The 14,026-nt window shown below is 55.4% G+C and carries 14 protein-coding genes; all 14 read left to right on the top strand.

The features are described 5' to 3' along the window. Nucleotides 1–19: 19 nt before the first annotated feature. Nucleotides 20–493, top strand: coding sequence for a (R)-mandelonitrile lyase (locus WFP70_RS05835; RefSeq protein WP_337022924.1), 474 nt, complete (start codon nucleotides 20–22; stop codon nucleotides 491–493). Continuing rightward, complete coding sequence (locus WFP70_RS05830; RefSeq protein WP_337022923.1) at nucleotides 471–1,211, top strand: carboxymuconolactone decarboxylase family protein; 741 nt, start codon at nucleotides 471–473, stop codon at nucleotides 1,209–1,211. The genes WFP70_RS05835 and WFP70_RS05830 overlap by 23 nt, the downstream gene beginning before the upstream one ends. A gap of 24 nt (nucleotides 1,212–1,235) precedes the next feature. Continuing rightward, the gene (locus WFP70_RS05825; RefSeq protein WP_337023042.1) at nucleotides 1,236–1,826 is read left to right on the top strand and encodes a flavodoxin; all 591 of its coding nucleotides are present in this window, start codon (nucleotides 1,236–1,238) and stop codon (nucleotides 1,824–1,826) included. 25 nt (nucleotides 1,827–1,851) lie between these two features. Further along, a complete protein-coding gene (locus WFP70_RS05820; protein WP_337022922.1) occupies nucleotides 1,852–2,913 on the top strand; it encodes an alpha/beta hydrolase in 1,062 nt (353 codons plus the stop codon). A 115-nt stretch (nucleotides 2,914–3,028) separates the two neighbouring features. Then, entirely contained in the window at nucleotides 3,029–3,880 is an 852-nt protein-coding gene (locus tag WFP70_RS05815) for an aldo/keto reductase (RefSeq protein WP_337022921.1), read from the top strand. A gap of 31 nt (nucleotides 3,881–3,911) precedes the next feature. Then, nucleotides 3,912–4,901: an aldo/keto reductase gene (locus WFP70_RS05810; protein ID WP_337022920.1), complete on the top strand. Its 990-nt coding sequence runs from the start codon at nucleotides 3,912–3,914 to the stop codon at nucleotides 4,899–4,901. A gap of 619 nt (nucleotides 4,902–5,520) precedes the next feature. Beyond that, the gene (locus WFP70_RS05805) at nucleotides 5,521–7,143 is read left to right on the top strand and encodes a TIGR04028 family ABC transporter substrate-binding protein (RefSeq protein WP_337022919.1); all 1,623 of its coding nucleotides are present in this window, start codon (nucleotides 5,521–5,523) and stop codon (nucleotides 7,141–7,143) included. Between the two features lie 12 nt (nucleotides 7,144–7,155). Then, complete coding sequence (locus tag WFP70_RS05800) at nucleotides 7,156–8,100, top strand: ABC transporter permease (RefSeq protein WP_200573092.1); 945 nt, start codon at nucleotides 7,156–7,158, stop codon at nucleotides 8,098–8,100. Continuing rightward, nucleotides 8,097–8,954 (top strand): ABC transporter permease, encoded by an 858-nt coding sequence (locus tag WFP70_RS05795; protein ID WP_337022918.1) that lies wholly within the window; start codon nucleotides 8,097–8,099, stop codon nucleotides 8,952–8,954. Before WFP70_RS05800 ends, WFP70_RS05795 begins: the two co-directional genes overlap by 4 nt. Continuing rightward, a complete protein-coding gene (locus WFP70_RS05790; RefSeq protein WP_337022917.1) occupies nucleotides 8,951–10,561 on the top strand; it encodes an ABC transporter ATP-binding protein in 1,611 nt (536 codons plus the stop codon). The genes WFP70_RS05795 and WFP70_RS05790 overlap by 4 nt, the downstream gene beginning before the upstream one ends. After that, complete coding sequence (locus tag WFP70_RS05785) at nucleotides 10,558–11,562, top strand: putative FMN-dependent luciferase-like monooxygenase (protein WP_337022916.1); 1,005 nt, start codon at nucleotides 10,558–10,560, stop codon at nucleotides 11,560–11,562. Before WFP70_RS05790 ends, WFP70_RS05785 begins: the two co-directional genes overlap by 4 nt. A gap of 11 nt (nucleotides 11,563–11,573) precedes the next feature. Then, entirely contained in the window at nucleotides 11,574–12,677 is a 1,104-nt protein-coding gene (locus tag WFP70_RS05780) for an alkylhydroperoxidase domain protein (protein WP_337022915.1), read from the top strand. A 2-nt stretch (nucleotides 12,678–12,679) separates the two neighbouring features. Next, entirely contained in the window at nucleotides 12,680–13,051 is a 372-nt protein-coding gene (locus WFP70_RS05775; protein WP_442956333.1) for a peptidase dimerization domain-containing protein, read from the top strand. Nucleotides 13,052–13,074: 23 nt separating this feature from the next. Continuing rightward, nucleotides 13,075–13,923, top strand: coding sequence for a VOC family protein (locus tag WFP70_RS05770; protein ID WP_337022914.1), 849 nt, complete (start codon nucleotides 13,075–13,077; stop codon nucleotides 13,921–13,923). The last annotated feature ends 103 nt before the right edge of the window (nucleotides 13,924–14,026 follow it).

Genomic DNA, 14,026 nt, shown 5'->3' with positions numbered 1-14,026 from the left:
ACTCATAAGGACGCCTTGCATGACAGCTAAATGGGGTTATCTCGGGCTTTTACTGCCCTTCATCACTTTCGCCTCTCTTCCTGGAGAGCACGAGGTCCATATTGCCCCGGCAGGCAGCCAAAAATCGGTGACGGGCCCGGCCATCAACTTCACAGGTCAGGTTCGGGTTGATCCACTGTTTGTCGCCGATAACGCCATCAATGCATCGGCTGCGTATGTCACCTTCGAGCCAGGTGCGCGATCAGCCTGGCACACTCATCCCGCCGGACAGCGGCTCATCGTGACGTCAGGCGTGGGGTTAACTCAACAGGAAGGACAACCTGTGCAGGTTATCCGTCCGGGCGATGTGGTGACGTGCCCACCGGGCGTGAAACATTGGCATGGCGCCAGCGCCAACAGTGCAATGACCCATCTCGCCGTAACAGGCAATGTTGATGGAAAAAACGTTAACTGGATGGAGAAAGTGACCGATGAACAATACCGCGCGAATTAAGCAGTTGGCTGCCGGGTTAATGGTCATTAGCTGTTGCAGTCTGGCACCTTATTCGGCTGCCGCTGACACGCCCGCCCCTGCCACGACGATGGCTAAGGTGCTGTCCGTTCGCCAGCAAGCCATTCCACCGATCGCTGCTGCTATGGCAACCAGCAACATGGCAAAACTGGATATCGCACTTAAGCAGGGGCTGGATGCGGGTTTGACGGTGAATGAAGTTAAAGAAATTTTGGTGCAACTCTATGCCTATACCGGGTTCCCTCGCAGTCTGAATGCTTTGAACGCGCTGATGAAAGTCACCGAAGCGCGTAAACAGCGCGGCATCAACGATGTGGCCGGCAAAGAACCCACCCAGCCAATTCCTGTAGGAGAGGCATTACGCCAGGTGGGCACCGACAATCAAACCAAAATATCAGGCGCACCCGTTAAAGGACCTGTTTTTGAGTTTGCTCCGGTGATCAATCAGTTTCTGCAAGCTCATCTGTTTGGCGATATTTTTGCCCGTGACAACCTCGACTGGCAAAGCCGTGAGTTGGCCACTGTAGGTGCACTAGCCGCCACGCCGGGCGCAGAAGCGCAATTGCTTTCGCATAGCCGTGCCAGCTTGCGTGTGGGGTTAACGCGAGAACAGCTGCATCAGGTCGTAGAGATATTACGGGCCGATGGCGACGAGCAGGCTGCGGCACGCGCAGAAATTGCGCTGAGTGCTATTCAATAACTTTCTGACCGATGGAGTGAAATGATGTCCGACTCACCGGATGCCCACCGAAGAATGTTGCTCACTGCGCTGGCGGGCGTGGCACTGTCCAGTTCTATACTCCCCCACGCAGAGGCCCGAACGTCCAACGGACAAAGCAACAACACTACGCTGGTGGCCTATTTTTCCCGAAGTGGTAACACCCGCGTGATTGCGGGTGTCATTCATCGTCATCTCAGCACTGACCTGTTCGAAATTGAACCGGCCACTGCCTATCCCGAAGACTATTTCGCAACGGTTGAGCAGGCAAAAAAACAAAGCGCTCAAAATTTCAAACCGGAATTAAAAAATAGTGTCGGGAATTTTGAAAGCTATCAAACCGTCTATCTTGGCTTTCCGATTTGGGGCATGACGGTGCCACCGATCGTACAGACTTTTCTCAGTCGTGGTGACTGGAGCAACAAACTGATTATCCCGTTTATCACCCATGGTGGTTACGGGGTGGGTAACAGTGAAGAGGTTCTCTCCACATTGGCAGCCACGGCAAAAAGAGAAAAACCGCTGGTTATCGAATGCAATCAGGAAAGGAAAACCACCGAAACCGTCACTCACTGGCTAACAGCGATTCGTCGCTGAGGTTATATATGAAGAGGGAAAATGTATGGGAAGAAAACTAAGTGCCTGGTGGATCTGTCTGTTGGTTACAGGCTTTGTCACCACGTCGAAAGCTGCCCCCTTGGTAATAGCGGAACAAGGAAGCTTTGCTGCTGGCGGCACGGTAGTTACTGCGCCAGGGGAATTTGATGCAAGAAAACCACTGGACTCTGCAGGCCAGACGTATCACGGCGACCACGCAGCGGTGTTTTATCAAATACCTCAAAATCCACACAAATATCCCATCGTCATGCTCCATGGCGCAGGACAGTTCTCGCGAACCTGGGAAAGCACGCCAGATGGCCGTGAAGGATTTCAGAACCTTTTCCTCCGTCGGGGATTCACCACCTATCTGGTTGATCAACCACGCCGCGGCAGTGCTGGGCGCAGCACAATAGCCGCCACGCTGACAGCGAAACCGGATGAGCAACTATGGTTCAATCAGTTCCGCCTTGGTGTATGGCCCACATTTTTTAAAGGTGTGCAGTTTTCTCAGGATAAAGAGGCACTGAACCAGTATTTCCGCCAAATGACGCCGAATACCGGACCGTTTGACGTCAATGTGATCTCCGATGCCATGTCCGCTGTTATCGACAAAAGCGGCCCTGCCATATTATTCACCCATTCACAGGGCGGCGGCCCTGGCTGGTATACCGCCATCAAGAACAGCAAGGTCAAAGCTATAGTCGCTTTTGAACCTGGAAGCGGCTTTGTTTTCCCCGAAAATGAACTCCCGGCCCCGATGCCCAGCGCATTCGATACGCTCAAGGGCGAGTCAATTGCGCTTGATAAGTTTATGGCCTTAACCAGAATGCCCATTCTGATTATCTATGGCGATAACATCCCGGATAAACCCAGTGCGATGCCAGCGCAGGACAGTTGGCGTGTGCGGCTGGCGATGGCTCGCCAATGGCGCGATGTTGTGAACAAACACGGTGGAGATGTGAAAGTCATCCATCTTCCAGAGATTGGCATTACAGGAAATACCCACTTCCCCTTCTCGGATCTCAACAATGTACAAATCGCCGATCTGGTGAGTCAGTTTTTAAAAGAAAAAAATCTGCAGTAGCGTAACCGCCGGGGTTTATTAATGAATTGAACTAATAAACCCTAGCTGATTACAGGGTCTAATCAAATCAATCTCCTGACGTTATGCTTTTCGAAATTCACGAAAGGGTAATCTCATGCAGACAGTAAAACTTAATAACGGTCTCGATATGCCTCTGCTGGGCTTTGGTGTGTTTCAGATGACCGATGCCGCCGAGTGCGAACGCGCAGTGATTGATGCCATCGAAACCGGTTATCGCCTGATCGATACAGCGGCCTCTTATCAAAACGAAACGCAGGTTGGTAATGCGCTACAACAAAGCGGCATAGCGCGCGACGATTTGTTTGTGACCACCAAATTGTGGCTGCAGGATACAAATTATGAAGGCGCAAAAGCTCAGTTTGAACGCTCTTTGAATCGACTGCAGATGGACTATGTCGATCTTTATTTGATCCACCAACCGTACGGCGATGTGCATGGCGCGTGGCGTGCGATGGAAGAGTTGTACGAAGCGGGCAAAATTAAAGCCATTGGCGTCAGCAATTTCCATCCCGATCGCCTGGCCGATCTCATCGCCTTTAACAAGGTTGTGCCCGCTGTGAATCAGATTGAAGTGAATCCCTTTCAGCAGCAGCTGCATGCGGTGCCATGGATGAAGAGTCGAAACATTCAACCAGAGGCATGGGCGCCCTTTGCCGAAGGTAAAAACGGTTTGTTCCAGCATCCGGTTCTGGCTGCGATAGGCGAAAAGCATGGCAAAAGTGTGGGCCAGGTGGTGTTGCGTTGGATCTTCCAACGTGGCGTGGTGTCTCTCGCAAAATCAGTGCGCAAAGCGCGTATGGCAGAGAATATTAACGTGCTCGATTTCGAATTAAGCAGCGATGACATGGGCCGCATTACCGCGCTTGATACAGCAACCAGCGCCTTCTTCTCGCATCGGGATCCGGCCATGGTGGAGTGGCTGACCGGGCGAAAACTCGATGTCTAATCCCTTGCTTCCAAACTTATAGGAGTGACCAATGCAAACACGATATCTTGGAAACACTAAGCTCGAAGTCTCTGCGATTGGCTTGGGGTGTATGGGCCTGAGTCATGGCTACGGCCCTGCGGTCAGCAAGCAGCATGCCATTGAACTGATCCGCAGCGCCTACGAAAAGGGCGTGACGTTTTTTGATACGGCGGAAGTTTATGGTCCTTATCTCAATGAAGAGGTGGTGGGCGAAGCGTTAGCCCCCTATCGCGACAAAGTCGTGATTGCCACCAAGTTTGGCTTTACCTTTGGCGATGATAATAAGCAGCAGAACCTCAACAGCCGACCGAATCATATTCGCCAGGCGATTGAAGGCTCATTAAAACGCCTGAAAACCGATGTGATTGACCTGTATTATCAGCATCGGGTTGATCCAGACGTACCCATTGAGGATGTCGCGGGGACGATTAAAGATCTGATTGCTGAAGGGAAAGTAAAACACTTTGGTCTTTCTGAAGCAGGTCCAGAGACCATTAAGCGTGCGCATGCCGTGCAACCGGTGACCGCGTTGCAAAGCGAATATTCAATGTGGTGGCGTGAGCCGGAAGAAAAAATCCTGCCTCTGCTTGAAGAACTGGGCATTGGTTTTGTGCCGTTCTCTCCGCTCGGGAAAGGTTTTCTTACCGGCACCATAGATGCGCAAATGACATTTGGAGAAGATGACTTTCGCAGCAAAGTGCCACGATTTGCTGCCGAAGCCAGGGAAGCCAACCTGCAACTGGTGACGTTGGTGCAAAATATTGCGACCGAAAATGGGGTAACGCCTGCACAAATTGCGCTTGCCTGGTTACTGGCGCAAAAACCGTGGATCGTACCTATTCCCGGTACGACGAAATTGCATCGTCTGGAAGAAAATTTAGGGGCGTCGCAAGTAGCGTTAAACACGCATGAAATACAAAAAATCACCACAGCTCTTCAGGCTATCGATGTGGTTGGCGAGCGTTATCCAGAATCCCTTAGGGCGCGGGTAGGTAGGTAGGTAAATTACTGGGGTGAACCTGGTTCACTCCGTAATGTTTTCAAGTTTAGGTCAGATTATTGTTGGTGCACTGCATGGTTTTGTCAGGCATCAACTTCTGCTGCCCTCAACTCTTACTCAATGTGTAAGTAAACACCCGGCCATTCCTGGTTTGCACGGTAAGTGTCTTGCCTGCGGTGGTATCCAGCGTACGGGCTTCGCTGTATTTCCACATCATAAGGCGTTGCCCTTCCGGATAAGGGGATTCAGAATCAGGCAGCCCAAACATATTTATCAACTCGGCTCTGGTGGTTTTACCGGTCTGTATTTTCTGAATGTTCGCACTATCGAAATTATGCCCGACGGAGCTTGAGCACGCTGACAGCATAAACATTAAACCCGGGATCCAATATGCTCTCATTAAACTCCCCCCTCATGCTGTAAGCCATAAATATAAAACCTCTACATTATAGAGAGTTAACGCCACTTTTAATCGGCGAAGAATCTTAATTATTTCCCACAAGTCCATTCATTTTATTTTTTTCGCAAAAGCTTAGTGCAATTCCTTGGTTCTCCTCGCGGGTGCGGCATTTGATGATGAAATCCGCCCGCCGGGCTATTGAATCATAAGGAATTCACCATGAGTAAGCATTTTCACTTGCAGGCATTGAGCTTAGCCCTGCTGACAGGGATATTTAGCGCGCACGCGGCGGACACTCCGGTCAAGGGAGGTACGCTGGTGTATCTTGAACAGCAGCCACATACCAACCTCTATCCGCCTGCCGGTGGTTTCTACCCCAACGGCGGTATCCTCAACCAGATCACCGATAAGCTGACGTGGCAGAATCCAAAGACGCTGCAGGTTGAACCCTGGGTTGCGGAAAGCTGGAGCAGCAACACCGATAAAACCGAATATACCTTTAAAATTCGTCCGGGCGTCACCTTCTCTGATGGCACGCCACTGGATGCCAACGCGGTGGCCAAAAACTTTGATACCTACGGTCTCGGTAATAAAGCCCTGCGCTTGCCGGTTTCGGAAGTGATCAATAACTACGACCACAGTGAAGTCATCGATCCGCTGACGGTGAAGTTTTATTTTAAAAAACCCTCTCCGGGATTTTTACAGGGCACCGCGACCATCGGATCTGGCTTAGTTTCTCTGAGCACCCTGCAACGAAGCTTCGATCAACTGGGTGACGCGCGCCATATTATTGGCTCCGGTCCGTTTGTCGTCAGTGATGAAAAACTCGGGCGTGAAGTCGATCTCACCGCGCGTAAAGATTATCAGTGGGGGCCGAAAAATATCGCCCAGCAAGGCCCGGCCAATCTCGATGGCATCAAAATTATCGTCACGCCGGAAGATAGCGTGCGCATCGGCGCATTGTTGGCGGGCCAGGCAGACTTTATCCGCCAGGTCCAGGCCTATGACGAAAAACAGGCGCAGCAGCAAAACTTCCCGATTTATGCCGCACCCACACGCGGTGTAAACGACAGCATCAGCTTCCGTCCTGACAATGCGCTGGTCAGTGATCTGAAGGTGCGCCAGGCGCTGTTGCACGCTACCAACGCGCAGCAAGTGGTGCAGACACTGTTCTCGCCTAACTATCCGCAGGCCACGTCGGTTATTGCCCATTCTGCAGCCGGTTACGTCAACCTCGCCGACAAGCTGAAGTACGATCCCACCCTGGCAAAACAGCTGCTTGATGAAGCAGGCTGGAAGGTCGGTAGCGATGGGATTCGTGAGAAAGAGGGTAAAAAACTCGCCCTCGCCATCTACGAATCCCTGCCACAGCCGCAGAACAAAGAAGTGTTGCAACTGGTGGCACAGCAGTGGCGTCAGGTGGGCGTCGCCTTAGCGGTGAAAGCGGGCGATGCGGGCAGCGCCACGCTGGATAATCTCGATCCGCTGAAAACGCCGCTCAACGTCACGGAAGTTGGCCGTGCCGATCCGGATGTGATTAAAAGCAGTTTCTACCCCACCAACCGTAATGCGCTGCTGCAAAAAGGCGGCTCCAGTGACAAGGTGCAAAACTTCCGCGACGACAAGCTGAATGCACTGCTGGTGGATATCTCAGCAGAAGTGGATCCGGCTAAACGTCTGGCTCTGACCGGCGATGCCCAACGCTATCTGCTCGATCAGGCTTACGTGATCCCGATCTTCGAAGAGCCGCAAGTGTTCGCGGGTGCTCCCTGGTTCAAAGGCGTGAGCTTTGAAGCGGTGGGTCGTCCTTCGTTCTACGGCGCGTGGCTGGAAAAACACTAAGGCAGGCTGATGATGCAACGTTCTCTGCTGCGAAGAGTGGGTCAAAGCGTGCTGGTATTATGGGCCGCGTTTACCCTGTCGTTCTTGCTGCTGCAGGTACTGCCGGGCGATGCGGTGCTGATTAAATTTCAGAACCCGGATCTGGGCCTGAGCCCGGATCAGATCGCTGAGATGCGGCTGGCTTATGGTGCGGATAACCCACTGTGGCAGCAATATTTCCATACTCTGCTGGCGATGCTGCACGGTGATTTTGGCTATTCAGTACAGGCTGGCGTGTCAGTGAGCGATCTGTTGATCAGCAACCTGCCCGCCACCCTGCAGCTGGCCGTGCTGGGTTTTGCGCTGGCCACATTACTGGCCTTTGCGCTGGCGGCACTGTCTCGCTTGCCCGCACTGCGTCTGCTGCGTTCGTTGCTGCAATCCGTTCCTGCGCTGTTTATTTCGTTGCCGACCTTCTGGCTCGGCATCGCGTTAATTCAGCTCTTCTCCTTCCAGTTGCGCTGGATACCGGTGATCAACCCGTCGCCATTGCAGGGTTTAATCCTGCCGGTGATCACGGTGGCGATCCCGATCTCCGCGCCGCTGGCACAAATCCTGCTGCGCAGTATTGACCAGATTTCAACGCAGCCGTTTGTGGCGGTGGCACGAGCCAAAGGCGCCAGCGCCAGTCGCGTGCTATGGCGACACGTTATGCGCAATGCGCTGCTGCCGGTGCTCAACGTGGCCGGTCTGCTTTTAGGGGAGTTGATCGCCGGCGCGCTGATCACCGAAACCGTATTTGGTCTCAGCGGTATCGGCCAACTGACGCAGCAGGCGGTCAATAATCAGGATGTCGCGGTGTTACAGGCGGTGGTGATGATCTCTGCGCTGGCCTTTGTCCTGATCAATCTGCTGGTCGATGTGCTGATGCCACTGTTCGATCCCCGCTTGCAACCTATCGCCGGAGGAAGCCGATGAGCCTCGTCGATTACGCCACCGCTCGCCAACGCGGCGTCACCCCACGTACCCAACGCAGCTGGCAGATTCAGCCCGGACTCTGGCTGGCCTGGGCGGTGATGCTGCTGGCCCTATTAGCGGCATTCGCGCCGGGTTTATTCACCCATTACAGCCCGACCCAAGGGGTGCCCGGCGCGCAACGTTTAGCGCCGCAGGCCGCGTATTGGCTCGGGACCGATCAACTCGGCCGCGATCTGTTTACCCGTATTGTTTACGGTGCTTCACAGTCACTGGCCGCCGCCTTTGCCGCCGTGACAATGGGCTTGATTGGCGGCACCACACTGGGCGTTTTGGCGGGCGCTGTGGGCGGGCGTATGGAAAACACCTTGATGCGCCTTGTCGATGTGCTGCTTTCCATCCCCTCATTGCTGCTGTCACTTAGCGTACTGATTCTGCTGGGATTTGGCACAGTGCATGCCGCGCTGGCCGTGGGGATTGCCTCCATCGCCAGCTTTGCCCGCCTTGCACGTGGTGAAGTGGTGCGTGTGCGGCGCAGCGAATATGTTGAAGCGGCCTATGGCAGTGGCGGCAGCTTTTGGCAGGTGCTGTGGCGCCACATTCTGCCCAACTCGCTGACGGCGGTAATAGCCTTTGCCGCACTGCAATTTGGTCAGGCGATTCTGGCGCTCTCCACCCTCAGTTTCCTGGGCTATGGCACACCGCCACCTACACCAGAATGGGGATTACTGATTGCTGAAGGGCGTAACTACCTGGCCACCGCCTGGTGGCTCACCACTTTTCCCGGCATCGTGGTGGTGGCCGTGGTGCTGGCGGCGAATCGCATTAGCCAACAAATCGGCGGAGGTGGCGCATGAGTGCATTACTCGCAATAGAAAATCTTTCCCTTAGCTATCAACAGCGCGGGCAGTGGCGTGAAGTGGTGCACAACGTGAGCTTCACCTTGCAGGCAGGTGAAATGGTGGCATTAGTCGGCGAATCCGGCTCCGGTAAAACCACCACCGCACAGGCGATTATTGGCCTGCTGGCCGAAAATGGTCGTCGCGACAGCGGCGAGATCGTGTTAAACGGCACCGATATTGCCGACTGGTCAGCCAAACGTATGGACAGCCTGCGCGGCGTCAGTATCAGCCTGGTGCCGCAGGATCCCGGCAACTCACTCAACCCGGTGAAAACCATCGGCGATCAGGTGGGTGAGATGCTGCAACTGCATCAGAAAATCAGCAAGTCTGAGCGCCAGCAGCGTGTACTGGAACTGCTGGAAAAAGTCGGGTTGAGCCATCCGCAACAGCGACTGACGCAGTATCCGCATCAGCTTTCTGGCGGCATGAAGCAGCGGGTATTGATTGCGATCGCCCTCGCCTTGCGACCGCAAATTATCATCGCGGATGAACCCACCAGCGCACTGGATGTCACGGTGCAGAAACGCATTCTGGATCTGCTGGATGTGCTACGCCGTGAGTCGGGCACTGCGGTGTTGTTTGTCACGCACGATCTGGCGCTGGCGGCTGAACGCGCCGACCGGTTGCTGGTATTCCGTCACGGCGAGATTCAGGAACAAGGGCCAGCCGCTCAGGTGTTTAACGCGCCACAACATCCCTACACGCGCCAGCTGCTGCAGGATGCTTCACCAGACCACACGGCGCTGGCGATTTCACCTGAAGCAAAGTTTTCGACACCCGCGATCCAGCTTTTAGCCATCAACAAGCAGTTCTCACTCGGTCAACAGCAGCAGTTACAGGTCGCCAGACAGGTCAGCCTGACAGTGCCACGCGGCACCACGCACGCACTGGTCGGTGAGTCCGGCTCCGGTAAAACCACGCTGGCGCGCATTCTGCTGGGATTTGAACAGGCTGACAGCGGACGCGTGGTGATTGACGGCATTGATGCCAGTGCGCTGCGCGGTGAAGCGCTGCGCCAACTCCGACGCAAAATCCAGTTCGTGTATCAGAATCCGTTTGCCTCACTGGATCCGCGCCAGACGCTGTTTGCCATAATCGAAGAACCGCTGCGTAATTTCGAAAAACTCAGTACCTATGTGCGCCGCCAGCAGGTCGAAGCTATGGCTGAGCGAGTGGCACTGCCGCTGGAATTGCTGACCCGTAAACCGCGTGAACTCTCCGGAGGTCAACGCCAGCGCGTGGCGATTGCGCGCGCACTGATCCTGCAGCCGGCGATACTGGTGCTGGATGAAGCCACCTCGGCACTGGATGTCACCGTACAGGCGCAAATCCTGCAGTTGTTGCAACAGCTGCAACAGGAACTGGGATTGACCTATCTGTTTATCACCCACGATCTCGCTACGGTGCGCCGCATTGCGCACAGCGTGACCGTACTGAGGGCGGGGGAAGTGGTTGAACAAGGTGACACCGTCACATTATTTAACGCACCTCAGCATACTTACACCCGTGCACTGATTGACGCCATCCCCGCTATCCGTCCGCTGATTAAGGAGTCTGCATGACGCGTAAACGCATTGGCTTTTTCACTCGCCTGCTGGATGAGGTATCGGCGCAAGAGCGCTATCGCCTCGCCACCGAACAGATTCAGCACGCCGAACGTTTGGGATTCGACAGCGCCTGGATCGCTCAACATCATTTTCATGAGAAGGAAGGCGGTCTGCCTGCGCCACTGGTTTTCCTCGCTCACGTGGCCGCGCACACCCGCACGATTCGTCTTGGGACTGGCATTATTACGCTGGCGATGGAAAACGCGCTGCGCGTGGCAGAGGATGCCGCCGTATTAGACCTGCTCAGTCATGAGCGGCTGGAAGTCGGATTGGGATCGGGCGGCACAAAAACCTCTTTCTTGCCCTTTGGCTTGACCATCGATCAACGCGCCAGTGTGTTTGCCGACCAGCTGCACACGCTGCTTAGCGCCTGGCGTGGCGATACCCTCGCGCACCCGGACAATCATCTCTACCCGCCCGCGCCAACGCTGGCAGAGCGCGTGTGGATCGCCACATTCTCGGTTGAGGGTGCCGCGCGAGCCGGCGCTGCTGGCCATGGCTTGATGTTGTCACGCACGCAACCGCGTCCGCCAGGCCAGCCTGATTTGCCGCTGGAGGCGATACAAAATCCAATGATCGATGCCTATCTGGCCGCGTTACCGGCCGGTATTGCACCGCGCATACTCGCCTCGCGCACCGCGTTTGTTGCCGATTCGAATGACTATGCGCGTCGTCTCGCGGAGCCAGGATTGCGGCGCCAGGCTGAGCAGTTTCAGGCTGCTGGCCACGTCATCACCGGACATACGCTGGAAAGCCATGCGCGGCAGCTTGATGCGCACTTTGGCGATGCACCTTCCGTCCTGGCGTCATTGCGCGCCGACTCCACCTTGCAACGTGTCACCGATATCACCTTCCAGGTGCACTCGATCGATCCGCCACACGCCGACATTCTGCGTTCCATTGAATTAATCGCTGATCACATCGCCCCAGAGCTGCGTGCTCTGGAACAGGCTTAAAGGAGAAGATGATGTCTCAACCCGTTGATTTACTCGCCGCCTTAGCGGATATCGATCCCGCATCGGAACTCGCGTTAGCACGCAACGAGCGCCATGCTGCCACTCAGCACACGCAAGGCAGCTATGAGGTGCTGTTTGGTGAAGATGATGCAGACCTTCCGCTGCAATGGCGGTTTGCCTTAGCCGCACAGGTCGCCGACTGGCACGGCGCCACTCGCTTACAGGCGCATTATCAGCTGCAGCTGAACCACAAGGCACATGACGCACGTTTTGCGGCCGGTCACGCCTTTGCCGAACTGCTCAGCCTGCACCCGGTGGATGCAGCGCCCAAACACATTCAAAACCTGCAAAGCGCTGGCTGGACGCCGCGTGGCATCGTCACCCTTGCACAGTTAATCGCCTTTGTAAGCTTTCAAAGTCGTCTACTGACCGGCTTACGCCTGCTTAACGGCGAGCAGAGTGACGCGCAAGCGCACGCCGTGGCTGGCAAGTGGCACGATGCACCGTTGACGTTGAGTGGCCAAACCGCCCTCACCGCCTTTACCCAGCAAGAGTTAGGCTGGGAACCCTGGCTGGCAGCCAAACCGCTCAACGAATTTACCGGCGATGAACAGGCTACGTTGAAGAAAAACGGCCACAGCGACTCCGATTACTTCCGCCTGCTGGCACGCCATCTGCCGCTGCTGGAACAGCGCACGCTGACCGACAAAGGTATCTTTTACACCGCTGGCGGATTGCCGCGTGCCGAGCGTGAACTGGCGGCCACCGTGGTCAGTAAAGTGAATGGCTGCATCTTCTGCGCCTCGGTCCATGCGCGCAAAGCCAGCCAGTTATCAAAAGACGATGCGGCAGTGCAAAAGCTGCTGAATGTGGCACCGGGCGCAGAGTTGGCACACGGCCAGTCACCACGCTGGGCCGCGATGATTGACCTGGCCGCGACGCTTTCCATTACCCCCGCTGCCGCCAGCCTGCAACAGGTGCAGACATTACGCGATCAGGGCTTCACCACGCTGGAACTGCTTGATGTGATCCAGTCCGCTGCTTTCTTTGCCTGGGCAAACCGTTTGATGTTGACGCTGGGCGAGCCTTTTTTACCTGAACACTCACAAGGATGACCATGACCGGGCAAACCCACTCCACGCAGCGTTTTCACATCACCCTGACCGGTAAAGGCGCGCATGCCGCACGGCCACATGAAGGCATTGATGTGATTGTGATCGGCAGCCATATCATTTCCGCGCTTTATGCACTCCCCAGTCGTCATCGCCAATGGACGCTTGGCGTTACGCGTTTAACGGCGGGTAATAGCTGGAATGTGCTACCTCAGACAGCGGAGATCGAGGGCATCGTGCGCAGTCAGGATCAGCACACCGATACGCAAATTACCACCCTGATTGCCGGCATTGCCGCCGGTTTTGGCGCGGAAACGCACGTCAACTGGCAGCCACTGTCAGCATCCGAACCGGACGCGCCTGCATGGGCGCGGTGACCATGAGAGCAAAGAGGAAAGCGATGGCGATTTCCGTACCGATTCCCCGTCTGGATCATGTGGTGATCAACGTGGCCGATCAGTTAGATGAGGCCAGTGCGCTGTTTCGTCGGTTGGGGTTTCAGCTCACCGAACGCGGCCACCATTCGCTCGGATCCAGTAATCATCTGGCCGTGTTTGGTGATAACTATCTTGAGCTGCTCGGCTTCGAGCCGGGGCGCGCCAGTTTACGTCAGGATGTGTGGCAGTCGCCGACAGGCCTGAGCGGGTTGGTGTGGAAGACCGACGATGCCGATGCGGTATGGCGTTATCTTGAGAGCCAGGATATTGATGGCGCAGTGCCCGCCAGTTTTTTTCGTCCGGTGCAGTTGCCGGATGGCAATGAGGATCAGGCGCGTTTCCGTACCGTGCAGTTACGACCGGCGCTGGTGCCGAATGGGCGCAGTTTCTTCTGCCAGCACGAGACCCCATATGCGGTATGGCAGGATGCATGGCGTCAGCATCCCAATGGCGTGACTGATATTGTCGAATTTGTGGTGGTGGCGCAGGATCCTGCGGCGGCAGCACAACCTTACAGTCGGCTGTTTGGGGCGAATGCGCTCACCGCCTGCCAGCAAGGGGCCTTCGTATTAAAAGCCGGCGTGGCGACGGTGCGCTTCGCGGCTGCCGGCTATGTCACACAACGTTTCGCTGGATTACCACCCGATTACAACGGCAGTGCACGCATGGCGGCGTTAAGCTTACGCAGTGTGGATCTGCGCAAGGTGAAAGCCAGTTTGCTGCTGGGCGATATCCCGTTCCACGAAGAGGAATCCGCGCTTATCGTCAGCGCTGAGCATGCCTTTGGCGTGGCGCTGCGGTTTCAGCAATAATCTTCCAATTCAAGGGCGGCCCTGAGGGTCGCGCCTTACGTAAAAAATGTACTTACATAGTAGGGCCGCCCGGCACGACGTGGAAGCCGAGGGCACCGCGTCA

It is taken from the genome of Pantoea sp. USMM079 (genome assembly GCF_037153115.1).
GTDB lineage: Bacteria > Pseudomonadota > Gammaproteobacteria > Enterobacterales > Enterobacteriaceae > Pantoea > Pantoea communis.
The sequence above is the reverse complement of the archived record's forward strand: the minus strand, read 5'-3'. Positions and strand labels throughout refer to the sequence as shown.